Source organism: bacterium SCSIO 12696, from assembly GCA_024397955.1.
Lineage (GTDB): Bacteria > Pseudomonadota > Gammaproteobacteria > Pseudomonadales > Porticoccaceae > SCSIO-12696.
In genome coordinates this window covers 1806198-1832672 of record CP073744.1, presented here as the reverse complement: position 1 = coordinate 1832672, position 26475 = coordinate 1806198, and the positions used below count along the sequence as shown (strand labels likewise).

General features: G+C 53.1%; 25 protein-coding genes. 16 read left to right on the top strand and 9 right to left on the bottom strand.

Annotated features, from left to right (window positions below; all coding sequences use genetic code 11):
- Positions 1-190 precede the first annotated feature (190 nt).
- Together rpmB and rpmG are read left to right on the top strand one after the other, a co-directional pair.
- Positions 191-427, top strand: coding sequence for a 50S ribosomal protein L28 (rpmB, locus tag KFE80_08470; GenBank protein UTW44428.1), 237 nt, complete (start codon positions 191-193; stop codon positions 425-427).
- 35 nt (positions 428-462) lie between these two features.
- Entirely contained in the window at positions 463-630 is a 168-nt protein-coding gene (gene rpmG, locus KFE80_08465) for a 50S ribosomal protein L33 (protein ID UTW44427.1), read from the top strand.
- A 151-nt stretch (positions 631-781) separates the two neighbouring features.
- Here rpmG and KFE80_08460 read toward each other — a convergent pair whose 3' ends face one another.
- The gene (locus KFE80_08460) at positions 782-1204 is read right to left on the bottom strand and encodes a biopolymer transporter ExbD (GenBank protein ID UTW44426.1); all 423 of its coding nucleotides are present in this window, start codon (positions 1202-1204) and stop codon (positions 782-784) included.
- Positions 1205-1350: 146 nt separating this feature from the next.
- Between KFE80_08460 and mutM the strand changes: the two genes are divergently transcribed.
- Positions 1351-2166: a bifunctional DNA-formamidopyrimidine glycosylase/DNA-(apurinic or apyrimidinic site) lyase gene (mutM, locus tag KFE80_08455; protein ID UTW44425.1), complete on the top strand. Its 816-nt coding sequence runs from the start codon at positions 1351-1353 to the stop codon at positions 2164-2166.
- A gap of 29 nt (positions 2167-2195) precedes the next feature.
- On the opposite strand, the gene KFE80_08450 is transcribed toward mutM, so the two are convergent.
- Complete coding sequence (locus tag KFE80_08450; GenBank protein UTW44424.1) at positions 2196-2441, bottom strand: DUF1289 domain-containing protein; 246 nt, start codon at positions 2439-2441, stop codon at positions 2196-2198.
- A gap of 397 nt (positions 2442-2838) precedes the next feature.
- On the opposite strand from KFE80_08450, the gene nrdA reads away from it, so the two are divergent.
- The 6 genes from nrdA to KFE80_08420 all read left to right on the top strand — a co-directional run bounded on the left by nrdA (position 2839) and on the right by KFE80_08420 (position 10962).
- A complete protein-coding gene (gene nrdA / locus KFE80_08445) occupies positions 2839-5112 on the top strand; it encodes a ribonucleoside-diphosphate reductase subunit alpha (GenBank protein ID UTW44423.1) in 2274 nt (757 codons plus the stop codon).
- 138 nt (positions 5113-5250) lie between these two features.
- Positions 5251-6381 (top strand): ribonucleotide-diphosphate reductase subunit beta, encoded by a 1131-nt coding sequence (gene nrdB / locus KFE80_08440; GenBank protein ID UTW44422.1) that lies wholly within the window; start codon positions 5251-5253, stop codon positions 6379-6381.
- 324 nt (positions 6382-6705) lie between these two features.
- On the top strand, positions 6706-6993 hold the full coding sequence (locus tag KFE80_08435) for a 2Fe-2S ferredoxin-like protein (GenBank protein ID UTW46680.1): 288 nt from the start codon (positions 6706-6708) through the stop codon (positions 6991-6993).
- A gap of 313 nt (positions 6994-7306) precedes the next feature.
- Entirely contained in the window at positions 7307-8146 is an 840-nt protein-coding gene (locus KFE80_08430; GenBank protein ID UTW44421.1) for a hypothetical protein, read from the top strand.
- A 15-nt stretch (positions 8147-8161) separates the two neighbouring features.
- Entirely contained in the window at positions 8162-9631 is a 1470-nt protein-coding gene (locus KFE80_08425) for a glycosyltransferase (protein ID UTW46679.1), read from the top strand.
- Positions 9631-10962, top strand: a complete 1332-nt coding sequence (locus tag KFE80_08420; GenBank protein UTW44420.1) for a hypothetical protein — start codon at positions 9631-9633, stop codon at positions 10960-10962. Before KFE80_08425 ends, KFE80_08420 begins: the two co-directional genes overlap by 1 nt.
- Here KFE80_08420 and KFE80_08415 read toward each other — a convergent pair.
- Together KFE80_08415 and speB are read right to left on the bottom strand one after the other, a co-directional pair.
- A complete protein-coding gene (locus KFE80_08415) occupies positions 10930-11772 on the bottom strand; it encodes a patatin-like phospholipase family protein (GenBank protein UTW44419.1) in 843 nt (280 codons plus the stop codon). The genes KFE80_08420 and KFE80_08415 overlap by 33 nt on opposite strands.
- Positions 11773-11781: 9 nt before the next feature.
- Positions 11782-12735 carry an agmatinase gene (gene speB, locus KFE80_08410; protein UTW44418.1) on the bottom strand — a complete coding sequence of 318 codons (954 nt, stop codon included), beginning with the start codon at positions 12733-12735 and terminating at the stop codon, positions 11782-11784.
- 139 nt (positions 12736-12874) lie between these two features.
- On the opposite strand from speB, the gene KFE80_08405 reads away from it, so the two are divergent.
- The 5 genes from KFE80_08405 to rimK all read left to right on the top strand — a co-directional run bounded on the left by KFE80_08405 (position 12875) and on the right by rimK (position 20639).
- Positions 12875-14491: a long-chain fatty acid--CoA ligase gene (locus KFE80_08405; protein ID UTW44417.1), complete on the top strand. Its 1617-nt coding sequence runs from the start codon at positions 12875-12877 to the stop codon at positions 14489-14491.
- 244 nt (positions 14492-14735) lie between these two features.
- On the top strand, positions 14736-16199 hold the full coding sequence (locus KFE80_08400; GenBank protein ID UTW44416.1) for an NAD-dependent succinate-semialdehyde dehydrogenase: 1464 nt from the start codon (positions 14736-14738) through the stop codon (positions 16197-16199).
- 98 nt (positions 16200-16297) lie between these two features.
- A complete protein-coding gene (gene gabT, locus KFE80_08395) occupies positions 16298-17581 on the top strand; it encodes a 4-aminobutyrate--2-oxoglutarate transaminase (GenBank protein ID UTW46678.1) in 1284 nt (427 codons plus the stop codon).
- A 61-nt stretch (positions 17582-17642) separates the two neighbouring features.
- Positions 17643-19037: an aldehyde dehydrogenase family protein gene (locus KFE80_08390; protein UTW44415.1), complete on the top strand. Its 1395-nt coding sequence runs from the start codon at positions 17643-17645 to the stop codon at positions 19035-19037.
- A gap of 216 nt (positions 19038-19253) precedes the next feature.
- On the top strand, positions 19254-20639 hold the full coding sequence (gene rimK / locus KFE80_08385) for a 30S ribosomal protein S6--L-glutamate ligase (GenBank protein UTW44414.1): 1386 nt from the start codon (positions 19254-19256) through the stop codon (positions 20637-20639).
- An 18-nt stretch (positions 20640-20657) separates the two neighbouring features.
- Here rimK and KFE80_08380 read toward each other — a convergent pair whose 3' ends face one another.
- From KFE80_08380 to raiA, 5 genes are all read right to left on the bottom strand, one after another.
- On the bottom strand, positions 20658-21143 hold the full coding sequence (locus KFE80_08380) for a GNAT family N-acetyltransferase (protein ID UTW44413.1): 486 nt from the start codon (positions 21141-21143) through the stop codon (positions 20658-20660).
- Between the two features lie 9 nt (positions 21144-21152).
- Positions 21153-21923: an alpha/beta fold hydrolase gene (locus KFE80_08375; GenBank protein ID UTW44412.1), complete on the bottom strand. Its 771-nt coding sequence runs from the start codon at positions 21921-21923 to the stop codon at positions 21153-21155.
- Complete coding sequence (locus KFE80_08370) at positions 21920-22288, bottom strand: DUF2784 domain-containing protein (GenBank protein ID UTW44411.1); 369 nt, start codon at positions 22286-22288, stop codon at positions 21920-21922. The genes KFE80_08375 and KFE80_08370 overlap by 4 nt, the downstream gene beginning before the upstream one ends.
- Positions 22285-23481 (bottom strand): DUF418 domain-containing protein, encoded by a 1197-nt coding sequence (locus KFE80_08365; GenBank protein ID UTW44410.1) that lies wholly within the window; start codon positions 23479-23481, stop codon positions 22285-22287. The genes KFE80_08370 and KFE80_08365 overlap by 4 nt, the downstream gene beginning before the upstream one ends.
- 61 nt (positions 23482-23542) lie before the next feature.
- The gene (raiA, locus tag KFE80_08360; protein UTW44409.1) at positions 23543-23875 is read right to left on the bottom strand and encodes a ribosome-associated translation inhibitor RaiA; all 333 of its coding nucleotides are present in this window, start codon (positions 23873-23875) and stop codon (positions 23543-23545) included.
- 146 nt (positions 23876-24021) lie between these two features.
- On the opposite strand from raiA, the gene rpe reads away from it, so the two are divergent.
- Entirely contained in the window at positions 24022-24705 is a 684-nt protein-coding gene (gene rpe, locus KFE80_08355) for a ribulose-phosphate 3-epimerase (GenBank protein UTW44408.1), read from the top strand.
- A 273-nt stretch (positions 24706-24978) separates the two neighbouring features.
- Positions 24979-26469, top strand: coding sequence for an anthranilate synthase component I (locus KFE80_08350; protein ID UTW44407.1), 1491 nt, complete (start codon positions 24979-24981; stop codon positions 26467-26469).
- Positions 26470-26475: the final 6 nt, after the last annotated feature.

Here is a 26475-nt window from a genome sequence, read left to right as displayed (position 1 = left end):
CCTCCCGCAGCTGATAATTTATTTGCTTGTATCAGGGCTTTCTGGTATAAATCGCGCCTCTTTTGGGTTGGCCCTTTTGGTAACGGTTAATAGCTGCCCGCTGGCCCGCTGAAATTACAGTAAATTCAAGACCATTGCCCCGACTGAAATCGGCCGTGGCGGTGAAGTAACAGGCTATAGAGGCAACGTCATGTCTAAAGTATGTCAGGTTACCGGCAAGCGCCCGATGACCGGTAACAATGTATCTCACGCCAAGAACCGCACCCGTCGTCGGTTCGAGCCGAACCTGCACACCCACCGCTTCTGGGTGGAAGGCGAAAAGCGTTTTGTAAAACTGCGTGTTTCCACTAAGGGTATGCGTATTATCGACAAGAAGGGCATCGACCAGGTGCTGACTGAAATCCGCGCACGCGGCGAAAAAGTTTAAAGCGCCCGCGGCGTTTTTTGTAAAGGAGAAGGCTTATGGCCAAGTCAAACCGTGACAAGATCAAGCTGGTATCCAGTGCTGGAACCGGCCACTACTACACTACTGACAAGAACAAGCGCACCAAGCCGGAAAAGTTGGAAATGAAAAAGTACGATCCAACCATCCGTCAGCACGTGATGTATAAAGAAGCCAAGATCAAGTAAGAGATTGCGTTTTGAAAAAAACCCGGCCCTGGCCGGGTTTTTTTATGGCTGCTGTTTGTTGGATCTATTGGTGGCCGTGTCGAGATTGAGAAAGTATCGCCCATAAAAAAGCCCGGCTGGAGCCGGGCTTTCAATCTGCTAAAGCGAGAAGTTACTCTTCTTTAAAGCTCAGGGTAATGTCACCGTGAGCCACTTCTGCTTCCCGCGCCTGGTCGGCAATGCCGATAAATACTTTTGAAGGAGCCTGGGGGTGGGCCTGAACAATAACCTTGGCTTCCGGGTTTTCCGCTTTCATGCGCTCAATGTTGGCGCGAACCGAGCGGATATCAACCAAACGCTTCTTCAGCAGGATCTGGCCGTCAGCAGTCACTTCAAAGACAACGTTTTTAGGCTTGTTGTCGTCTTCGGGTGGTGGGCTGTCGTTGGAAGGTGGTTTGTTGAGATCGATCCCCGATTCTTTCACAAACGATGCTGTCACAATAAAGAAGATCAGCATGATAAATACAACGTCCAGCATCGGTGTCAGATCAATTTCTGATTCGTCCTCTGCCTTTCTGCGCTTACCTAAAGCCATTGATTACCCCTACCCTTAAACTCTTGAGTGAGTCGAGCAAACGGCAAAATTCCGTTGTCGCCCACAAAATTCTATTGTGATGGATTGTTTAGCGCCGCTAGTATGCCAGAGTTATTTTTATTGTCACAGTGTAAAGGCCATAAAAAATGCCTGAATTACCGGAAGTTGAAACCACTCTGAGGGGCATTTCCCCTTACACCACCCATAAGAGGGTACAGGCTGTGGCGGTGCGTCACCGTCAGCTGCGTTGGCCCGTACCCGACGATTTGGAGCAACAGTTGCTTGGCCACAAGGTTCAATCTCTGTGGCGGCGAGGCAAATATTTGTTGTGGCAGGTCGGTAACGGCCATTTGCTGATGCACTTGGGTATGTCTGGCAGCTTGAGAGTGGTGCCTGTCGACCAGCCTGTAGGCAAGCACGATCATCTCGATATTGAAATGAACAACGGGCGCGCTATACGTTTTACCGATCCTCGTCGTTTTGGTGCGGTTTTGTGGGTGGATGGAGAGCCTCTGCAGCATTCTTTATTAAAGGCTCTGGGGCCTGAGCCTTTGAGCGATGATTTTGATGGTGACTATTTGTACAGCTGCTCCCGGCGCCGCAAAGTACCCGTTAAAAGCTTTGTGATGAACAGCAACGTGGTGGTGGGTGTGGGAAATATTTACGCCAACGAAGCCCTGTTTGCTGCGGGTATTCACCCCTTGCGTGAGGCTGGGCGAATCTCTCGCGCCCGTTACAGAGTGCTCGCTGGTACGATCAAAACGGTGTTGGCTCGCGCTATCGAGCAAGGCGGTACGACCTTAAAAGATTTTGTGGGTGGTGATGGTAAGCCGGGGTATTTTGCCCAGCAGCTATCCGTGTACGGGCGGGGAGGTGAGCCTTGCCTTCAATGCGGTGCAGCCTTAAAAGAGGTTCGCTTGGCCCAGCGAACAACCGTGTACTGTGGGTACTGCCAGCGTTAAGATCTTTTGTGGCTGGGCAGGCAATACGTTTAGTCAAATAAGCGCTGTTGCAGGATGTCCTCTTCGCCATCTTCAACAATAGCTTGTCCCATCTCATAGCGCCGCTTTCGCAGTGCGCAGGCATGTACAATTTTGCGCTTTATCGGGTCGTCCAAGCTGTTCCAGTGCTGGCGTTCATCCCGGCTTCGAAAGCAGCCATAGCAATAGCCACGGGGGCCGCTTTTACACACGCCCTGGCAGGGGTTGGGGATTTCAAAAAATTCACGTTGTTCCACGCTCCAACTGTAACCCCATCGTAAAAAAAATGCTGCTACCGGCTTATTTGAGTACAACCATGGGGTTAGCAAAGGCCGATTTTTCAGTTGAATTTTGCAGTGTCTTTCCCCGCTGTAGGCTTTTGGGTGAGTGCTTACTTACATCCTGTTTTGTGGTGACCGTTGAAATGAACGCCGTTCAAAAAATACCTACATATAGTGTTGCCACCATTTAATGAACACACTATATTGTGTGTCCAACGGGGTGGCTAATCTCTACAGATTTCCAATAAATTACCGATAAATAGTGCTAAGCAAAGGAATTTGCGGCTAAAAGTGCCTAAATGGACGCTATCCGTCATATTTCTCAAAATAAAAACGTCGTCAGAGCGATAACTTCACCAAAAATGGGTAAATCATGAATAGCAGCGATCTGAAAGTGACCAAGCGGAATGGCCGTACGGAAGCCATTGATCTGGACAAAATCCATAAAGTCGTCGAATGGGCTGCAGCGGGTTTGGACAACGTGTCAGTGTCCGAAGTGGAATTGAAAGCACACCTGCAATTTGTCGATGGCATTAAAACCGCTGATATCCACGAAACCCTGATCAAGTCCGCCGCTGACCTGATTTCAGAAGAGCGCCCGGACTACCAATACCTGGCGGCACGGTTGAACATTTTCCACCTGCGCAAGAAAGCCTACGGCCAATACGAGCCGCCCACGCTCTACGAGCACGTAGCCAAACAGGTAGATGCCAAGCGCTACGATGCCAATCTGCTGACGGATTACACCCCGGAAGAATTTGATGAAATGGACTCTTTCCTGGATCACTGCCGGGATCTCAAGTTCAGCTACGCGGCGGTCAAACAGCTGGAAGGTAAGTATCTGGTGCAGAACCGGGTAACTGGTGAGATTTTTGAGAGTCCGCAGTTTCTCTATGTATTGATTGGCGCTTGTTTGTTTGCCAGCTATCCGCAACAAACCCGTATGGACTACATCCGCCGCTTTTACGATGCGGTGTCCACTTTTAAAGTGTCTTTGCCAACGCCAATTATGTCCGGCGTGCGCACGCCTACTCGCCAGTTCAGCTCTTGCGTACTGATTGAGTGTGGCGATTCTCTTGACTCCATCAGTGCTACCTCCGCTGCCATTGTCCGTTACGTAAGCCATCGCGCTGGCATTGGTGTGAACGCCGGTAAAATTCGCGCGCTGGGTTCCGAAATTCGCGGCGGTGAGGCGTTTCATACCGGTTGTATCCCCTTTTACAAACACTTCCAGACGGCGGTCAAAAGCTGCTCCCAGGGTGGAGTACGTGGTGGCGCCGCTACACTGTTCTACCCCATTTGGCACCTGGAGGTGGAATCCTTGCTGGTATTGAAAAACAACCGTGGGGTGGAAGAAAACCGCGTTCGCCACCTGGACTACGGTGTGCAATTCAACAAGCTGATGTACGAGCGCCTCATTAAAGGGGGCGACATTACCTTATTCAGCCCTTCCGATGTGCCCGGCTTGTACGATGCGTTTTTTGAAGATCAGGAAAAATTTGAGCAGCTTTACCGCCAGTACGAGCAAGACGACAACATTCGCAAGAAGAGCCTGAAAGCGGTGGATTTGTTCAGCCAGTTTATGCAGGAGCGCGCGTCCACTGGCCGTATCTATCTGCAAAACGTGGATCACTGCAACAACAACGGCCCCTTCGACCCCAGCAAAGCGCCGGTGCGCCAGTCCAACCTGTGTCTGGAAATTGCTCTGCCTACCGCGCCGCTGGAAGACATCAACGACACCGACGGTGAGATTGCCCTGTGTACACTGGCGGCCTTTAACCTGGGTGCGTTGGATTCGCTGGATGACTTGGAAGAACTGGCCGATTTGCTGGTACGTGCCCTGGATAGCTTGCTGTCCTACCAGGATTACCCGGTAGCCGCGGCGGAAAAAGGCTCCATGGACCGCCGCACCCTCGGCGTCGGCGTGATTAACTACGCCTACTATCTGGCCAAAAATGGCGCCAAGTACTCTGACGGTTCAGCCAATGGTCTTACCCATCGTACTTTTGAGGCCATTCAGTACTACCTGCTGAAGGCGTCTAACCAGCTGGCTCGGGAATTTGGCACCTGCCGCAAATTTGAAGACACCCGTTACGCTCAGGGCGTATTGCCCATCGACAACTACAAGAGCGACCTGGACACTATTTGCGACGAACCTCTGCACTTGGATTGGGAAGGCCTGCGCCAGGATATCGTTCGCGATGGTTTGCGCAATTCTACCTTGACGGCGTTGATGCCCTCAGAAACGTCCAGCCAAATCAGCAATGCCACCAACGGTATTGAGCCGCCACGGGGCTTTGTGTCAGTGAAGGCGTCGAAAGACGGCATTCTCAAGCAGGTGGTGCCGGAGCTTGATAAGTATCGGGAAAACTATGAACTACTGTGGAATATTCCGGGCAACGACGGTTACCTGCAGTTGGTCGGCATTATGCAGAAGTTTGTGGATCAAGCGATTTCCGCTAACACCAATTACGATCCAGCGCGCTTCCCGGATAAAAAAGTGCCCATGAAACTGTTGCTGAAAGACTTGTTAACCACCTACAAGCTGGGCCTGAAAACCTTGTATTACCACAACACCCGCGATGGTGCTTCCGACAGCCATCTGGAGGAAGACGACGGTTGCGCTGGCGGCGCTTGCAAGATTTGATAACCCTCGTCATTGCGAGGAGCCGCAGGCGACGCGGCAATCTTTTGAAGCTAGTTGTGTGCTGATGGAGATTGCCACATTCGCTACGCTCACTCGCAATGACGGGCTGTTAACTGGATATATAAAGAGTAAGAGTGTATGACTTACCAAACCTTTAACCGCAATGAATTCAACGCTTTGGAACAACCCATGTTCTTTGGCGAAAACGTGAATGTGTCTCGCTACGATGTGCAGAAATACCCTATTTTTGAACAGCTGATCGAAAAACAGTTGTCGTTCTTCTGGCGCCCGGAAGAGGTGGACTTGTCCAACGACCGCAGCGACTTCGCGAATCTGCCCGCGCACGAAAAACACATTTTCGTCTCTAATCTCAAGTACCAGACCTTGTTGGATTCCGTGCAAGGACGTTCGCCCAACGTGGCCCTGCTGCCCATCGTATCGCTGCCGGAACTGGAAACCTGGATCGAAACTTGGTCATTCAGTGAGACCATTCACTCTCGCTCCTATACGCACATTATTCGCAACATCATTCCCAACCCCGGCGAGGTGTTTGATGACATCATGCACAACGAGCACATCATCGCCCGTGCCGAGAGTGTGACTCGCTATTACGACGACCTAATTGAAGGCGTGAACAACTACAACAACTTTGGTGCCGGCACCCATACTATCAACGGCAAAGAGGTGGTGGTTGACCTGCGTGATCTGAAGAAAAAACTCTACCTGACCGTCGCCTCTGTGAATATTCTGGAAGCGATCCGCTTTTACGTGAGTTTTGCCTGCTCTTTTGCCTTTGCCGAACGCGCCAAAATGGAAGGCAATGCCAAGGTGATCAAATTGATCGCCCGGGACGAAGCCCTTCACCTCACTTCTACTCAGCACATGATGCAGATATTTGCTCAGGGTAAGGACGACCCGGAGATGGCAGATATTGCCCGCGAGTGTGAGCCGGAAGTTATCCAGATGTTTACCGATGCGGCTCAGCAGGAAAAAGATTGGGCAGACTACCTGTTCCGCGAAGGTTCCATGATTGGCCTTAACAAAGGCATTCTCTGCCAGTACGTCGAATACATCACTAACCAGCGTATGCAGGCAATCAATTTGTCGGCGCCCTTTGGTGTGAAAAGTAACCCGCTGCCCTGGATGGATGCATGGCTGGTGAGTGACAACGTGCAAGTAGCTCCACAGGAGTCGGAGATCAGTTCCTACCTGGTGGGTGCTATTGACGCGGAAGTAGATACCGAAGAGTTTGGGGAATTCTCTTTATAAGAAGGCACTTTGATTAGTCATTCTGAGTGCAGCCAAAAAACTTGTGGCTATAAAAATACAGGTTACTTCTCGCTGTATTCAGAATGGCAAAAAATAATTTCCGTTATGCCCATCGATAAAACTGACACTCATAAAAAAAGCGAGTTTCAACTCGATACCCCAAATCCCGAAAAACCCTTTTTTGAACTGGAATCTGAGCCTGTGGACTTGTTATCTCTGGACAGTCTTTCACTGGATAACTCCGTTTTTGAACAGCAGGAATTTTTTATTCCCCTGGGCAATCCGGAACAGCCGGAAGAAACGCCGCAAATTGAACTGGATGGCATGGCCAAACCCGCCCATGCGGTGGCGGTGCACAACATCAATGGGGATGAGGCCGCTGAGGCCGTAGTGCAGTTTCAGCACGCCAACAACTTGTTGGAGTCTTTGGAATCGCAGGACGTTTACGTGCCTTATCAATGCCGAGAGGGTTACTGTGGCAGCTGTCGAACCCAATTGGTCAGTGGCGAAGTGGCTTACTTGCAAGAGCCGATGGCGTGGATTAATGACGATGAAATTTTGCCTTGCTGCTGTGTGCCGAAAACCGATTTGCAGCTGAAGCTAAAAGGTTAGTCTTGTCGGTTTTATGAGTTCTTAGAGTCGGTCAAACGGTTACCGAAAGAGCCTTTCACCCATAAGCTCTTCTCTATCATTCGAAATAAACACTCTATTTAGAAAGCCGCGTTTGTCACTGCCAAGAGCGGTTGGCAATACTTCATAAAAGCCCCTTTTGCTTTCATAAAATTGATTTCAAGGCTGTCTAAAAAGTTCAAGCTGCATCATTTTTCATCGCTAATTCCGGCCAGGAACTTTTGTTCTTGTGTACTTTCTCAAGGCTAACTTATCACCAGGCAGCATCGCTGCTCGTTAGCTCGGAGAAATGTCTATGAAAAACCCCGTTAAAGTGTTGAGTGCGCCACTGCTGGTCTCTTTCTTGATTGGTGGTAGTCAAATGGCACACGCGGGTGCCTGGGTGGGTGAAAAAGGCTCCGGCTACCACAAGATAGCTTACAACGCTTTTGACGCAGATGATTTTTTTGGTGATAACGATGGTTTTGAGAATTTTCAAAACGATTCCATTTCTTATTATTTTGAAACTGGTCTTGGCAATAAGCTGGCACTGTTTGGCTCGTTGTCACTGCAAGACTTGGAGCAGACGATATCCGGCCAGGAAACGTCTTCATCCGGTTTAAGTGATTTGGAATTGGGCTTGCGTTATAGCCTGGTAGACAGTTCTGCTTACGTACTGTCCGCGGCGTTTACCTTTAAAGCCCCTTACCTGTACGACGAAGACGACGACCTGCCTCGCGGCAATGGCCAAGAGGATTACGAAGGTCGATTGCTGTTTGGGAAAAGCCTAAATAAATACGGCTATTTTGGCGCAGAGCTGGGTTATCGCCTGCGTAGCGGAACGCCTTCTGATGAAATTCGTTATTTGCTCGAATACGGTTTTAACGCCACAGAAAATTTGTATTTTCGTACAAAGTTAGACGGCACAGAAAGCGCAAATAACGCCAGCGTGTTTTTAAACAACAATGGTAACCTTTCTACCCCTCAAGAATTTGATCTGGGCAAGTGGGAGCTCACCGCCGGGTGGAATTTCGGCAAACCCGGTCGCTACGGTCGCGGTAAATACGGCATAGAATTTACCTATACAAAAGACGTTTACGGTGACAACACGCTTGATGGCGAAACCTTTCAAATAGGCATTACCTACAGCCACTAAGCGTACAGACATATGTTGACCACTCTTGGCCTGATCCTGCTGGGCGTACATTTTCTGTTGCTGCTGTTTTTAAGCTTTACAGGAATTCATCGCCTGTCTTTGATTTTTCGCTGGTTGAAGTACCGTAAAAATTTATCGATAACTGAAGAAAAGTTTCAGCAGCTTCCTAAAATTACTGTGCAGGTGCCACTTTACAATGAACGTTTTGTGGCGCGACGGGTGGTGGATGTTATGTCCGCCATTGATTACCCATCGGAGCTCTTGCAAATACAGATCGTCGATGATTCTGACGATGACACCAGCGATATTATTGCCGAGCGCGTGGCTTTTCATCGTGAACGCGGTGTCAACATAGAGCATGTGCAGCGGGAAAATAGGCACGGTTTTAAAGCCGGGGCGCTGGCGGATGCTATGGGGTCTGCCAGCGGTGAATTTATTGCCATTTTTGATGCGGATTTTGTGCCTAATCCGTCGGTTTTGTACGACACGGTTCACCAGTTTACCAACCCCAAGGTGGCTATGGTGCAACTGCGCTGGGGGCACCTCAACCTCAACGATTCTCACCTGACTCGCGTCCAGGGCGTGGCTCTGGATGCGCACTTCAGCCTTGAACAATGGGTGCGCTGCACAACCGGTGCGTTGTTTAACTTTAATGGCACCGCCGGGGTTTGGCGCAAGGCGGCTATTATCGATGCCGGTAACTGGAGTGCCGACACCCTGACTGAAGATCTGGACTTGAGTTATCGCGCTCAGCTAAAAGGCTGGCAGTTGCGTTACCTACCCCACATTGAATGCCCCGGCGAATTGCCAGCGGACATGAACGCCTTTAAAAGCCAGCAACACCGCTGGGCCAAAGGTGCCATAGAAGTGATGCGTAAATTACTGGGGTCTGTGTGGCGGGCACCGCTGAGTCTGGGTACCAAACTGGAATCCACCTTTCACCTGGCCAACAATATGGCCTACCTGGTGATGATGATTGATACGGTATTTTTGCTGGTGCCCAGTTTGTTGATACGGCAACACCTGGATATCGGGTATACCTTCTGGGTGGATACACCCATGCTGTTACTGTCTACCGGCGGACATCTGGCCTACTTTCTGTTTGGTCAGGTCGTTCTTGGGCGTTCTCCCTGGTTTGCCATTTCCAAGGCGCCAGCCATGCTGTTGCTTGGCATTCAACTCTCCTTTAATAACGCACGGGCGGCTGCAGAAGCCTTGTTAAACCAACGCAGCCCCTTTGTTCGCACCCCTAAGGAAGGCGATGGCGAATCGACCACTGGTGACAACGTCAAAAAGCGCTATCGAGCAGTGATGCCAAAAGGTACCGCAATGGAACTGTTGTTGGGCGTGGTATATGGCGGTGTTTTGGTCTGGGCTTTGGCTCAGCAGCTGTGGTTGGCGCTGCCGTTCTTGTTGTTACTGCACATCGGTTTTCTCAGTACCGCTATCAGCAGTATTCGGGCCGCTGCGCAACGGGTTGCGTAGTGTCCAGATCCTGGTGGCTGGCAGGTTGCTTATTGCTGGTAACCATTGCTGTGATTCTTGCCTACCCCCTGGCTGAGTCCGCTGAGGGAGAAGGTTTTTTTCATCCGTCGCAAATAGGCTTTTGGGTTTGCCTGCAATACAGTGCCATGGCCATCGGAATGCTGGGCGTTTGGTACGCGGCTCGTCGTTCAACAGCATCCCAGTGGGCGGCACAGCTAAAATGGCTGCTGGCATTGGGTGTTTTGTTAAGGGTGTTGCTGATTCCCGTTGACAGCTATACATCCAATGACATCAAGCGCTATCTGTGGGATGGCAAAGTGGCCCTCAGTGGCTACGACCCTTACACAACGCCGCCGTCGTCTTTACCATTGCAGCCTTTACACAGCGACTGGTCGCCGCCACCAGAGCACAACGCCTACGCCTCCCTATACCCGCCGCTGGCCATGGCCAGTTTTACCGCTGCTGCAACAGCTGGCCCCCAGTGGGCGCCTTGGATATGGAAGATACTGGTGTCACTGGCAAATATTGGGTTGCTGTTTGTGGGCTTTGGGATTCTCCGGCAGATCAATCAGCAGCGCCATCTGCCATTGCTGGCGCTGTCGCCGATTCTGATTTTCGAAGGTGGTATCGCCGCCCATTTGGATATATTCAGTGCGCTGGCGGTGGCTATTGCGGTGCTGTGCTGGCTGCGTGGCAGGCTGCTGGTTGCAGGGGCTGCGATTGCTGCAGGTGTACTGCTAAAACTGCTGCCGGTTGTGCTGTTGCCGGTTATGTGGGTATTGCTGCGCCAATGGCGGTTGCGATGGCAACTACTAACCGGTTTTTTATTGGCGTTATTGGTTGGCTACGGCGGCGCGTTTGCCGTGGGCTGGGAGCCCATCGGTATTTTGTTTGAATTTTTTGCCAAGTGGCGTTTTGGTTCGCCCCTTTTTGCCCTGCTGGATAACACACTACCTACGCTGGCTCGCCAACTGGCGGTAATGATTTTGGCCGTAGCGGGAATCTGGTGTGCTGCTCGCATCGGCCGCCAAGACCCACTGGCAGGGTTTGCTGTGGCGCTGGCGACTCCGTTGCTACTGAGCCCGGTGGTGTTTCCCTGGTATTTATCGGTCTTGGTGTTGTTCAGTGCGATCCGGCCAAATCTGTTTTTGCTTCTGTGGTTGCTTTTATTGCCACTCAGTTATGAAGTGCTGGGCAGCTGGCTCGGCGCAGGCGTGTGGCAGCCCGCCAATTGGGTGTTGGTTGTGGTGGCCTGCGGCTGGCTGGTGGCTGCAGGCCAGATATTGTTGAAGCGCAGGTTATTCATTAACAGTTTTCATCAAAGCCTGTAGCTCTTTCTCAAAGCCTGCCATGGCCGGTTTGGCCTGTTCAAATACCTCCTCAATCATGTCAAAGTCCAGGGTGCGTACACCGATAATTTCTGGTTTCAAGTAAATTGATGGTGGTGAGCCGGTAATGCGTTGCCGGTCGGCGTTTTCCAGCAAGATATCAAACATTCCCAACACAGAATCCAACATGCCGGGAACAGTTTTTTCTGGTGGAGGCTGGCGTGTCGGTGCTACATCAAGAGCGATGGTTTTCGTGCAGTGCGCGGGTAACAGGTCATAAGGCAGGTTATTGGCGACTCCACCGTCCACCAATACGCGGCCGTCAATTTTTACGGGTGGAAACACCCCAGGTATCGCCATGCTGGCTTTGAGGGCGGGCAGTAATTCGCCGGAATTAAATACTACTGCTTCACCGCTCCAGTAATCCGTCGCTACCACATTAAGAGGAATGCTCAAATCTTCAAAGGAGCGTACTTCAATTAAATCCAGCAGGTATAAGAGCGCCCCGTCTGCATTTAAAAAGCCGCCTCGGCGCAATGTGGGGGTTGCCAGCTTCAACCATTTCAGCAAGTCTGATTTCTTCGCCAGAATGCTCTTTAACTCGTCGCTTTTGCGAATGGTGTGGCGATACACTCCGGCGTGAATTTCTTCCCCCGACAAGCCGGATGCGTACAGCGCACCAATAATGGCCCCCATACTGGTACCCGCAATGGCTGCAGGTTTAATGCTGCAATGATCCATTGTTTCCAGCGCCAAAATATGGGCCAGGCCGCGAACACCGCCACCGCCCAAGGCAAGCCCCACTTTATCCATCAAATCTTCTCACCTTCTCACACACCCCGGAAAGCTGCACAACATCTCAAAAATCAGGTTCGCTGCCAATAGAGCAGTATTGCCGGTGGTGTCGTAAGGCGGAGAGACCTCCACCAGATCGGCGCCCACCATATTTAGCCCCCAGCTGCCGCGGATAATTTGCAACCCTTGGGCGGCGGTCAAACCAGCGGGCTCCGGGGTGCCAGTGCCCGGTGCGACGGATGGGTCGAGGCCATCAATATCAAAGCTCAGATAGCAGGGCGTATCCGGGCCAATGCGATCACGCACTTGCGCCATCAGTGGTTCAAGGGATTGATGCCAGCACTCTTCCGCCTGTACCACCTGCACGCCGCGATCTCGGGCCCAGTCGAAATCACTGGCGGAATACCCGGTGGCACGCAGGCCAATTTGGGTCATTTTGTTGGGGTCTACCAAGCCTTCTTCAATAGCGCGGCGAAAGATGGTGCCGTGGGCGACTTTTGCGCCAAACATGGTGTCGTTGATATCAGCGTGGGCGTCTACGTGAATCAGTGCCATTTGGCCATGTTTTTTATGCAGTGCCCGCAGAATGGGCAGCGCCACGGTGTGGTCGCCGCCAAAGGAAACGGTTTTGGCGCCAGTAGCCATCACGCCGTCGTAGTAGTGCTCGATAATCTCGATGGATTTTTCCAGGCTAAACGGGTTGACCGGCACGTCACCAATATCCGCTACCTGAAAGCTGTCAAAGGGGGCGGCCCGTGTGTACATTCCATAGGGCCGCACCAATACAGACTCGCTGCGGATCTGCCGCGGCCCATAACGGGTGCCGGTACGGTTGCTGGTGCCAATATCCAGTGGCACGCCGATCAAGGCGATATCCAGGCCATCGGCGGTTTCTTGAGTGGGCAGCCTGAACATGGAGGCAATGCCGCCAAAACGGGGCATTTGGTTGCCGCCAAGAGGTTGATTGAAAGTGTCGGTCATAACTGTGCCCATGCTTAAAGGTGACGAGTTTAAAGGTGCTAATTTGCGAGTATGGCCACCAATATAGGAAACTGCACAAATCATACCCTATACCGTTTTGGTGTAGATCAAACGTCAACAGACCCTGGGGAATAAACACATGCAGGCACAAATGATGGATTTTCCGCTTACTGTGACATCTGTTATGCGTCACGCACAGCGCGCCCATGCAACCACCAGAGTCGCCTCAATCACCTTGGACAACCCGGCCCAAGAGTACGATTGGAGTGAGGCTTTTCGCCGTGTTGCCCAGTTGGGCAATGGCTTGAAAACACTGGGGGTGCAACAGGGTGATCGGGTTGCCACATTGGCCTGGAACGACCATCGCCACCTGGAGTTGTATTTTGCGGTGGCTGGTATAGGCGCTGTGTGTCACACCGTGAACCCGCGCCTGTTTCCGGAGCAAGTGGCTTATATCCTCAACCACGCTGAAGACCAGTGGGTGTTTGTAGACCCGCTGATTGTTCCCCTGCTGGAAAAGCTGCACCCCAGCCTGCCCAGTGTGAAAGGCTATGTGGTGCTGACGGATCGCTCCCACATGCCGGAAACCGCTTTGATAAACGTTTTTTGCTATGAAGAGTTACTGGCAGCAGAAGATGACCACTGCCAGTGGCCGGATCTGGATGAAAACAGCGCTGCCGGGCTTTGTTATACCTCGGGTACTACCGGCGACCCCAAAGGGGTGCTCTATAGCCATCGAAGCATTGTGTTGCACGCGATGGCGGCAGCACTGCCCGATGTAATGGCGGTGAGTAGCCGCAGTGTGTTGATGCCCTTGGTGCCTATGTTTCATGTGAATGCCTGGGGTGCCCCTTATGTGGCTGCACTCACCGGTGCAAGCTTGGTTCTCCCAGGGCCGAAAATGCTCGATGGCGAGGTGATTTGCGGGCTCATTAATCGCTATCAGGTTAGTTACTCGCTGGGTGTGCCTACCATTTGGATGGCACTGGTAGAGTATTTGAAGGGCAGTGGCGAGGGAGTCCCTTCCCTGCAAGAGGTGGTGGTGGGTGGTGCTGCGTGCCCGGAATCCCTGAAACAGGCACTGGAAAGTTTTGATGTTCAAGTCAGTCCCGGCTGGGGGATGACCGAAACCAGTCCTCTGGGTGCCTACTATCGTCCGCCGGCCAATCTCGGTGAACTGCCCCTTGAACGCCAACAGGAATATCGCAAAAAGGCTGGCCGCTGTATTTATGGACTGGAAATGAAAATTGAAGGCCCGGACGGTGTAGAACTGCCTTGGGATGGTCAAAGCGCGGGTGAATTAAAAGTGCGTGGCCCTTGGGTGACGGCTGGCTATTATCGCCGTGATGAAGACGGTCATTTCCAAGAGGGTTGGTTTGCCACCGGTGATGTGGCCACCATTGATCCCCTGGGGTACATGGCGATCACCGATCGAGTAAAGGATGTGATTAAATCCGGGGGCGAGTGGATCAGCTCCATTGAGGTTGAAAATGCCGCTATGGGCCACCCGGCGGTTCAGGAGGCAGCGGTGATTGGCATCCCTGATCCGAAATGGACGGAACGGCCGCTGTTGGTGGTGGTGCTGCATCCGGCCAGTGGTGCGACGGCAGAGGAGATATTGGCGTATCTAAAAGGCAAAATAGCCGACTGGTGGATACCCGATGTCTGCGAGTTTGTGGCGGAACTGCCACATACTGCCACTGGTAAGATCAGCAAGAAAACCCTCAGGGAACAGATGAGTAGTTATATGGAGTAAATAGATAGAATAGCTTTTGTTATCTGCTCTATCGCGGTAATTCAGCTTTTAAATCAATGAGTTAAATTCTTTGTTTGGCGCTTTTGTCTGTGCGCCTTTTGCCTACCCCCCGAGAGGTAGAGATCGGGGGCAAAAACCCTGATAATTTCGCGCCCCCAATTTGTACAGTGGGGCGCATTTCGGGTGGCAATCCACCACGCGCCCGCTCCCGGGAAATACCCCGGATTAATCACGGAGACACAACATGGCGCTGGCTTTGAACGACGCAGCCCTGCTCAAAACCTCGGCCTACATCAATGGCCAATGGGTGCCCGCCGACAGCGGCGAAACCCTGGCGGTAACCAACCCCGCCACCGGAGAAACTTTGGCCGAAGTGGCCAAGTGCGGCACCGCCGAAACCCGCCGCGCCATTGAAGCTGCAGAAGTCGCCCAGCGTGACTGGAAACGCCGCCCCGCCAAAGAGCGCGCCGCGTTTTTGCGCAACTGGTACAACCTGATGATTCAGCACCAGGACGACCTGGCTGCTATCCTTACTGCGGAGCAGGGCAAACCCCTGGCCGAGGCCAAGGGCGAAATTGTTTACGGTGCCAACTATGTAGAGTGGTTTGCCGAAGAAGCCAAGCGCGTATACGGTGATACTATTCCCCACCCCAGCAACGACAAACGCCTGGTGTGTATCAAGCAGCCAGTGGGTGTGGTGGGTTGTATTACTCCCTGGAACTTCCCCAATGCCATGCTAACCCGTAAAATTGCCCCGGCTCTGGCCGCTGGCTGTACGGTGGTGTGTAAACCCGCCAACGCTACCCCATTGTCGGCCTATGCAATTGTGGAGCTGGCAGAGCGTGCTGGCATCCCTGCAGGTGTTATCAATGTGGTCACTGGTACCACTCGTGAGATCGGCGACGAAATTACTGGCAACGAAATCGTCCGTAAGGTCACCTTTACCGGCTCGACCCCAGTGGGCAAGCACTTGATGGAGCAATGCGCCGCTACGGTTAAACGCACGTCCATGGAACTGGGTGGTAACGCGCCCTTTATCATCTTTGATGATGCGGACCTGGACGCTGCGGTACAGGGTGTACTGATTTCCAAGTACCGCAATGCCGGCCAAACCTGCGTGTGTTCTAATCGCATTCTGGTGCAGGAAGGCATTTACGACGAATTTGCCAACAAGTTGGTACAGGCGGTGAAGGACGGCTTTACCGTGGGCAACGGTGTTGATGACGGTGTGAACTTTGGCCCGTTGATCGACGAAGGCGCAGCCAATGGCGTGTGTGAGTTGATCGACGATGCGGTGGAAAGAGGGGCAACCCTGGCCACCGGTGGTCGCTCCCCGTTGGGTGGTGCTTTTGTGGAGCCCACCGTACTCACCAATGTGTGCGACGGTATGCGGGTATTCCGCGAAGAAATCTTTGGCCCGGTGGCGCCGCTGATCAAATTCAGCAGCGAACAACAGGCTATCGACATGGCCAACGACAGTGAGTTTGGTCTGGCGTCGTATTTCTACTCCCGTGACATCGGCCGCATTTGGCGTGTGTCCGAAGAGTTGGAATACGGCATTGTCGGCGTTAACGATGGCAGCATTTCCAATGAAATGGCGCCATTTGGCGGCATTAAGGAATCCGGTGATGGTCGCGAAGGCTCCAAGTACGGCCTCGACGATTACCTGGAAATCAAATACATGTGCCTCGGTGGCATAGATCAGTAAATTGAACGGTCGTCACCTGTGGTGGCGAGTCAATAAAGCAGGAGTAACAATCCATGAACATGCAAGCACAAGGCTTACCCGAAAAAGCAGGTGACAACATGACGACTAACGCAGAACTCCAGGCTCGTAAAGAGCAGGCTATCGCCCGTGGTCAGGGCAACTTGGCACCGTTTTATATCGACCGCGCCGACAATGCCGAACTGTGGGATGTGGAAGGCAACCGCTACATCGACTTTGGCAGCGGTATTGCGGTAGTGAACACCGGCCACAACCACCCCAAGGTAAAGGCGGCGGTTCAAGCCCAGCTGGAAAAATTCAGCCACACTTGCGTGATGGTGACTCCTTACGACAGCGCGGTTGAACTGGCCGAGCAGCTGAACCAGCTGGCTCCCGGTGACACCCCCAAGAAAACCATCTTCGTCACCACCGGTGCCGAAGCGGTGGAAAACTGCATTAAAATCGCTCGCGCCCACACCGGCCGTCGCGGTGTTATCGCCTTTAACGGCGGCTTCCACGGCCGTACCATGATGGCCATGGGCCTCACTGGTAAAGTGACTCCGTACAAAAATCTGTTTGGCCCGTTCCCCAGTGAAATCTTCCACGCGCCGTACCCGATTCCCTACCACGGCATCAGCGAAGAAGACTCCCTGAAAGCCTTGCACAACCTGTTTAAAGTAGACATTGAGCCCCAGGATGTGGCGGCTATTATCCTTGAGCCGGTTCAAGGGGAAGGCGGCTTCTATCCCGCGTCTAACAGCTTTATGCAAGCCCTGCGCGCGCTCTGTGACGAGCACGGCATTATGCTGATTGCCGACGAAATCCAGACTGGCTTTGCCCGTACTGGTAAGTTCTTCGCCACCGAATACTCCGGTGTGGAACCCGACCTGATGACCGCTGCCAAAGGCATCGCCGGTGGCTTCCCTATCGCTGCCGTTATTGGTAAAGCAGAGGTAATGGACGCTCCTAATCCCGGTGGTTTGGGTGGTACTTACGGTGGTTCCCCCATCGGCTGTGCCGCAGGACTGGCAGTTCTGGATGTGATTAAAGAAGAAGGCCTGGTAGAGCGCGCCAACCACGTGGGCGGCCTGTTCGGCGAGCGTCTGCGCGCCCTGCAAGCTCAGTACCCGAACCTGATTGGCGAGATTCGCAGCGAACGCGGTGCTATGATTGCCATGGAATTGATCCAAAACGGCGACAGCGAACAGCCCAACCCTGAACTCACCAAAGCTCTGGTGGCCAAAGGTCAGGAAAAAGGGTTGATCTTGTTGTCTTGTGGTTTCCGCAGCAATGTTATCCGCTTCCTGCCCGCACTGACCATCACTGATGAGGTGGCCAATGAGGGCTTGGATATTCTGGCACAGTGCTTTGCAGAACTTAGCTAGAAAGTTGAGCTAAAAAGTTGAGTTAAGAAGTCAGGCTAAAAAACAGTTGAGGTAAAGAGGTATGACAAGCGTAGCAGTAGAAGCTGGCACTCCGGTAGAAACCATTGCCGAGTTGGTGGCTCAGTCCAGAGAGGCTCAGGCCGTTATTGCCGGTTACAGCCAGGAGCAGGTTGACGCGTTGGTAAAGGTGGTCGGCAAGGTTGTTTTTGACAACGCCGAAGAGCTGGCGCGTATGGCAGTGGACGAAAGTCGTCTGGGCGTTTACGAAGACAAAATCCTCAAGAACAAGGGTAAATCCAGAACCATCTGGAACAACCTGAAAGGTGTTAAATCCATCGGCATTATCGGCCACGATGAAGAAAAGAACCTTCACTTGGTGGCCAAGCCCATCGGCGTGGTGGGTGCAGTGACTCCGTGCACCAACCCGGTGGTAACGCCCATGTGTAATGCCATGTTCGCCCTCAAAGGCGGCAACGCTATTGTGGTAGCGGCACACCCCAGCGTGCAAAAAATGTCCGAGTACCTGGTGTCTCTGTGGCACGCGGAATTCGACAAGCTGGGCGCCCCCAGAAACCTGATCCAGGTTGTTAAGCAGGGTTCTATTGAGAAAACCAATGAGCTGATGAAGCTGGCTGACGTCGTGGTTGCCACCGGTGGTATGGCCATGGTGAAAGCTGCCTACTCCAGCGGCAAGCCTTCCTTCGGCGTGGGTGCAGGCAACGTGCAGTGCATCTTTGACCGCGACATCGACTTCAACGCTGCCGCTGAAAAAGTGGTTGCCGGTGCTGCTTTCGACAACGGCATTATCTGTTCTTCCGAGCAATCTGTGATTGCCCACGAAGACGATTACGACACCGTCATCGAAGCGCTGTTGGCGACCGGGAAAGTGGCTTACTTTGATAATCCGGAAACCGTTGAGCAATTCCGCAAAGCGCTCTACAACGAAGACGGTGTGATGCACCGCGAAGTGATTGGACAATCTTCCCAGATTATCGGTCAGCGTGCCGGTGTTGAGATTGCCGACGGCGTTCGTGTGATTCTGCTCAAAGCAGAAGGTATCGGTCGCGAAGACGTGCTCTGTAAAGAGAAGCTGTGTTCTGTGCTGTCTACGTTCAAGTACAAGACGTTTGACGAAGCCCTGCACATTGCTCAGTCCAACCTCAACTACGAGGGCAAAGGGCACTCTTGCAGCATTCATTCCGACAACGAAGACCACATCAAGCAAGCGGGTCTGGAACTGACCGTTAGCCGCCTGGTGGTTAACCAGCCTTCCTCCCTAAGCGCGGGTGGTTCCTTCTTCAACGGTTTTGCACCTACCACCACCCTGGGTTGTGGTTCCTGGGGCAACAACAGCATCTCGGAAAACCTGGACTGGAAACACATGGTGAATATCTCCCGTGTGGGCCTGCCCATTGCCGATGCGGTTCAGCCGGAAGACGAAGTTATCTGGGCGTAAGTTGCGGTAACTTGTGTTGTATTGAAAAAGGCCTCGAAAGAGGCCTTTTTTGTGCCTGGCTATTTTGTTGAAAAATAACCGGGCCTGCTGGTTTGAATTGTCTTTGCTGTCTGGAGAAACTGAATTTATATGCTCTCCATATTGTTTATCTGTGGCTGTTTCCCACATAATCGCGCCACAAAAAAGTTGATGAAAAACATCTATTAGGAGCGGCTAATGCCGTCACAACACAAACTGATTGTTGGCAGTGAAGAGTGGTGCTCATTCCCCAGTTTAGGTATGCCTGCCATCAAGGCGCGAGTGGATTCCGGAGCCAAAACTTCGTCGCTGCATGCCTTTAATATCCAGTCTTTTACCCGAAATTCCCAGGCTTGGGTCAGTTTTGATGTGCACCCACTGCAGGGAGATCGCAGCACCACTGTGCACTGCGAATCTCCGGTTGTGGATCGCCGTTTTATCAAAAGCTCCAACGGCACCCGCGAGAAGCGCTATGTGATTATGGCGCCGGTACAAATCGGTGGTGATATCTGGGAAATTGAGTTGACCCTGAGCAATCGCGATACCATGGGTTACCGTATGTTGTTGGGGCGCGAGGCCATGAGCGGCCGCATGCTGGTAGACCCCGCTGCCAGCTTTTGCCTGGGCGAATTGTCCAATAGCGAGATTACCCAGCTGTACGGTATCGTGGAGCGCGCTGCCAGTGGCCTAAAGATTGGTGTGCTGGCCAGCAACCCGGATCTGTACAGCAATCGGCGGATCATGGAAGCCGGTGCCGAACGTGGCCACGAAATGATCTTCCTCAATATCAAACAGTGCTATATGAAACTGGATGCGGAAGAGCCCGAGGTGTATTACCGTGGCGGCCGCGTGCTCAACGATCTGGATGCGGTGATTCCCCGCATCCGTCCCAGTCTCACCTTTTACGGTTGTGCCCTGACTCGCCATTTCGAGAGCCTGGGGGTGTTTACCCTCAATTCCTCGGCAGCGGTCACCTCATCCCGCGACAAGCTGTATTCACTGCAATTGCTGCAAAAAAGCGGCCTGGATATTCCCACTACTGGATTTGCCAACTCCCCTATCGATACTAACGACTTGATCGAAATGGTGGGTGGCGCACCGTTGATCGTAAAACTGCTGGAGGGTACCCAGGGGCGCGGCGTGGTATTGGCAGAAACCAAGAAAGCCGCAGAGAGCGTGATCAACGCCATCAAATCCCTGAAGGCCAATCTGCTTGTGCAGGAATTTATCAAGGAAGCCAGCGGCAAAGATCTGCGCTGTTTTGTCATCGATGGCAAAGTGGTAGCCTCCATCGAACGCACCGCCGCCCCCGGTGAGTTTCGCGCTAACATCCACCAGGGGGGCAGTGCTTCTATCGTGAAGGTGACTGCCGCGGAGAAAAAGCTGGCGATCAAAGCGGCCAAAACTATGGGTCTGAAGGTGGCTGGCGTGGATATTATTCGCTCCAGCAAAGGGCCGTTACTGCTGGAGGTTAACTCGTCACCGGGCCTGGAAGGCATCGAATCTGCCACTCAGATTGATGTTGCCGGCGCCATGATTGGGTCTATTGAAAAGGCGTTGGATTGGGTGAAAAAGTCGAAGTAGCCCTATCTCAAATGGCTGCTATCTAACTAACGCTTTTGTCATAAAGATGACTGGCTCTGCCCCGGGACAGTTTGTTTGGCGCTCTCCCGGTGGGCAGGGCGTCTCTGTAAAGCCAATAGCTCGATAACAGCGAATGGCCTGCTGGTTGGCCTGATACACAAACAGTGATGCCAGTGTGCATCCCAGTGCTTGGGTGGCGTTGGCAAGTAACTGTTCAACCAAGTGTTTTCCGTACCCTTTGCCACGGTGGTCTGGGCTTATGATCAGGCGAGATAAATGTATCCGGTTATGCCGTTTGCTGTACTGGCCAAAGCCCACCATGCCGCCTTCTGCATCCAGCAATGAGCGATTGGTTGAGGTGTCCCACTGGATGTCCTCTTTCAGACTTTGGTGGGTGAACGGGTAACGAATATTTTCACTGCCCCAAGTGATGCACTGTTGCCGGCTGTCGATCCAGCTATTCAGAGTTTCCAGATGAGCGTCTGTGGCGGGCAATAATTGCATGACGTTCTCTTACGGTTGCAAAAAGTCGCTAAGTAGCGACCAGTAGCGTGGGTATTGACCAACGGAGTTGTGGTCGCTGCCGGGGATGACTTCCACGGATGTGTTTTCTGGCGGCAGTGCTTCCCCAAGCTTGTGGGCGTGTATGGGTGGAATCACCTGATCCTGCTCGGCGATCACAATCAGTGTGGGCGTGTCGATGGCGTTGGCTCGGCTCAGTGAATCGTAGCGATCCTTGATCAGCAATCTCAGCGGGAAAAATGGGTAGTGGCGTTGAGCCACGGCGGTAATGCTGTCGTAGGGAGTAATCAGCACCAGGCGTTCCACATTTTCCCGGCTGGCCAGGTAGGTGGCGATGCCCGTGCCCAAACTGCGGCCCATGACCGAAATATGGCTGTGTTGTCGGGCGATCAGTTCATAACTGCTGGTGGCGTCGCGGTAGAGGTTTTGTTCACTGGGTTTACCAGCGCTGCCGCCGTAGCCCCGGTAATTCAGCAGATAGATGGTGTGATTTGGCAGCTGCTTCGCCAGTTCTGGTGCGCTGTTGGCCACTTGCTCCGCATTGCCCCCCAGGTAAAGCAGTGCCCTGCTGTGGCCGGGGTTCAGGCGCAGCAGTTTTACGCTGCCATTTTCTATGGCCAGTGGCAGTACCTCAATGTTGTCGGGCAAGGGTTGAGGCGGGGTTGGGTGGTAGAGCAGATGGCGCTGGCCCAGGTACAGCAAGCCGCCGATTGCCAGGTAAACCGTGGCGGCAATACAGCACAGCTTGATCAACCAGTTCATTTTACACGTCTCCATCGACAGGCCAGCACGGTGTATATCAGCACATTAATTGCCAGCACGGCAATGCCCAGCAGCACCTGAATGTTGGGTGTCAGGCCGCTGGGGTAGATGATGGGTATCAGACAGTGTTCGATAAAACCGCCCTGATAACCCGCTTGCCCGGCAGCTTGGCGCAGTTGGTTTTCCAGGGGGGTTAAGGGGCAGATCAGGCTGTTGAATTCCAGAATGGCCACCCAGGCTACAGCGGGTAGATGTAACCAGATCACTGACCGCCAGCGCAGTACCAGAAGCGCGCCAACAATCACAAAGACGATAAACAGCAGGTGAAATACCACCACCAGATCCGCCAACAGGCTGTAGATCATAACGGTTGCTCGTTACTGCTGGCTTTTACACCGCGATAGGTCAAATAGCGCCAGCCTTTTTCCAGTGGGCCTTGTTGCCACTTCCGCAGGTACAGGTTGGCCAGTGTGATCTGTAGGACGGTCATGGCCAGCGCCACAGCAAACAGGCTCAAGCGATCCAGCTGCCCGTAAAGCTCCGGGGCGATCCAGCGAAACAGCAACACCATGGTCACCGACTGAAAAATATAGAAGGTAAATGCCATGCGGCCTACCGCGCTGACCATGGGTATCGCCCTTTGATGCTTGTGGCACCAGCGCGCCAGTAGAGACAGATAGGCGAGGGCTATGGGCAGTGCCGCGATGGTGTTCCATGGGGAGTAGAAGTTGCGTGCCGATTGGAACTGGTTATCCCACGCCAACGCCAGGTTAATACCGCTCAACCCCAGGCCGATAGACAATAGCCCCCACTGTAAAGCTGGGGTCAAGCCGCGGTGGAATATGTTCAATTTGTACAGGGCAATGCCGAGAAGCATAAGCCCAAACCAGATCAGGAACATGCCGGTAAAAACCGTGCCGAACAGCAGTTCGAGAACGGCCAAAAATTGCTCGTAAACTTGACCTGAATAGGGCCCTTGCCACAACGCGATCTGGTCGCTTGTTTCATCTGGGGAGAGGGCATAGCCAAGGGCAAACTCCACCGCCAGATCTTCCGGTATCCACGGGTAAAGCAGCCAGATGATGCCGATAAACAGATGCCCGGCAATAAACAGTGAGACGCCAACAGTTATCAGTGTTTTCGGCTGGCGCTGCAGCATATTGGTGGCTACAACCAACAGCCCTGCCAGGGCGTAACTGAGCAATATGTCGCCCTGCCATATAAATATTCCGTGCAGTGCACCAAACAGCAGCAGCCAGTTGAGGCGGCGGATCAGTACTTGCCTGGCCGGGTAGCCTTTTTCTGCGCATTTTTGCCACAACAGCGCCATTCCAGCGCCGAACATCAGGCAGAACAGGGTCATAAAGCGGGCGTCGAAAAACAGGTGCTGGACACTATAGATCCAGACATCGGCTGTGGTGCAGTTGCCGGCGTACCAACAGGGGTTGAAGTAAGCCGCATCCGGCAGCGCCACAGCGGCAATGTTCATAAACAGTATGCCGAGCATGGCGATACCGCGAATGCTGTCGAGGCTGTGGATGCGTTGGTGGTTGATCATTCTGTGTTCCATCACGAAAAAGGCCCCGCAGATACGGGGCCTTTAAGGTGGAGATTAGCGGTTACTCGGCAGCGCCGGCCTCCACCTGGTACTCGGGTTTTTTGTGGCGCCCTGCGCTGGCGGAGCCCTTGCGGTGTGCCAGTGCAGCGCTGAGCTTGCTGGATGCGCTGGCAAGGGCGGCGTACATATCGTCGTTAGAGGCGTGCACCGCTATGGGAGCACCCTTGTAACTGGTATTAGCTTCGACTTTGTGTTCGTGACGTTCGACGGTAAGTATCAGGGAAAGGTTGGTAAGGTCGGGGTAGTGGGATTTGATATTGGAAAATTTGTTGTTAGCTGCTTCTCTCAGGCCATCGGTAATCTCTACATGGTGCCCGGACAGATCCAGTTTCATAGTCTTATCCTTCTCTTTCTATTGATATGCATTACTAACCTTAGGGTAAATTGGCAAAGTTTCAAGGGGGTATCGGTGAAAAACAATGGAGTTTGGTCGGTATGGCGGGGATAATAGCCGCCTGTCAGTCAAGCTCGGACCCTGAAATGCCAGACTACAAAATCGCTCCCTCCATCCTTTCCGCCGATTTCGCCCGCCTTGGGCAAGAGGTGGAGGCCGTACTCAGTGCCGGTGCCGATATTGTTCACTTTGATGTGATGGACAACCACTATGTGCCCAATCTCACCATTGGCCCCATGGTGTGCAAGGCACTGCGCAACTACGGCATTGAGGCGCCCGTTGATGTGCACTTGATGGTGGAGCCGGTAGACGACCTGATTCGCATGTTTGCGGATGCGGGTGCCACCTATATTACTTTTCATCCGGACGCGTCCCGCCACGTGGATCGTTCGTTGCAGTTGGCCCGCGATCTGGGCTGTAAAACCGGTTTGGTGCTCAACCCGGCGACTTCTCTGGAACCGGTAAAGTACGTGTTGGACAAAATGGATATGTTGCTGCTGATGTCGGTCAACCCCGGTTTTGGCGGCCAGAAGTTTATCCCCGGCACCCTGGACAAGTTGCGTGAGGCCCGTGCCCTGATCGATGCCAGCGGTTACGATATTCGCCTGGAAATTGATGGTGGTGTGACCGCAGACAATATTCGCGAGATTGCCGCTGCCGGCGCCGATACCTTTGTGGCGGGCTCGGCGATCTTTGGCAAAGGTGGGGCCGGGGAAGCTGTGTACCGGGAAAAGATTGATCGTATGCGAGAAGAACTTACCAAGGTGTGATTCAGCGACATGCTGTGCTCAGAGTAACAATCTGATTCAATCTACTTACTGCCCGTAGCCAGTAGCCCGCAGCTTCGCTACAATCCTCCTCCGATTCATGGAGACTCTAAATGCGTTTCACAGCATTTAACACTGTGTTCCCTTCCACCGGGCGATGGCGCCGCTGGTGATTCTGTGTCCTGTCTCCGGGATCACCCGGTCAGGCATTGATCCTTTTATGTATACCCGTTAACGACGCTGTGCTCGCCGCAAGCCCAGCAGGGCATAAAGACCATGAATATCCCAACATTTGCTGAACTGGCCTCGCAAAACTACAACCGTATCCCCGTGGTACGTGAAGTGCTGGCCGACCTGGAAACCCCATTATCCAGCTATTTAAAACTGGCCAGGGGTAAGTACACCTACTTATTTGAATCGGTACAGGGCGGTGAGCGCTGGGGTCGTTACTCCATCATCGGTTTGCCCGCGCGTACGGTGCTGAAGGTACACGGCAATCGTGTAACCGTGGAAACCGATGGCGACGTGGTTGAACAGTGCGAAGCCACCGATCCACTGGCTTTTGTGGAGCAGTTTCAGCAGCGCTTTCGCGCCCCGGATTTGCCTCAACTGCCACGTATGAACGGCGGTCTTGTGGGCTACTTTGGCTACGACTGTGTGCGCTATGTCGAGCCTCGCCTGGGGCCGAGTTGCCCTCCGGACGAGCTACATACTCCGGATGTATTACTGATGGTGTCCGATGAGGTGCTGGTATTCGATAACCTGGCGGGCAAGCTGATTTTGATTGTTCATGTCGATCCCGCTGAGGCAGGTGCCGAAGCGCGAGCTCATGCCCGCATCGACCAACTGGAGCAACAGCTGCACAACCCGCCGCCTGATCTCGGCACCATTTCTCTGGACGGGGAAGAGGCCTGCGAGCAAGCGTTTACCTCCGGATTTGGCCAGCAGGAATTTGAAGCGGTGGTGGAAAAAATACGCGAATACATTCTTGCTGGTGATTGTATGCAGGTAGTGCCATCACAGCGGTTGACGGCGGAATTTCACGCAGAGCCCCTCAATCTGTATCGAGCCCTGCGCTGCCTGAACCCGTCGCCCTATATGTATTTTCTGGATTTGGGTGATTTCCAAATCGCTGGCTCATCACCGGAAATTCTCGCGCGTTTGGAAGATGGCCAAGTGACCGTGCGCCCCATTGCCGGTACTCGCCGCCGCGGACGTAGTGAAGAAGACGATCTGGCCATGGAGCAGGATATGCTCAATGACCCCAAAGAGATTGCCGAGCACCTGATGTTGATTGACCTGGGCCGCAACGACGCTGGCCGGGTATCGCAAACCGGCACTGTCAAACTGACCGAGAAAATGGTGGTAGAGCGCTACTCTCACGTGATGCACATTACTTCCAATGTCACCGGCCAGGTGAAACCGGGCATCAGCGCTATTGATGTACTCCGTGCTGCCCACCCGGCGGGTACCTTGAGCGGTGCACCGAAAATTCGCGCCATGGAAATTATTGACGAAGTAGAGCCGGTGAAGCGTGGCGTTTACGGTGGCGCGGTGGGCTACCTGTCCTGGAACGGCAATATGGACACCGCCATCGCCATTCGTACCGCAGTCATCAAAGGCGGCAAGCTCTGCGTGCAGGCGGGGGCCGGTGTGGTGGCAGACTCAGTGCCCGCATTGGAGTGGAAAGAAACCATGAACAAAGCCCGGGCAATGATGCGCGCCGTGGCCATGGTTCAAGGAAGCGGATCAAAGTTGGAAAGGTAGCTGAAA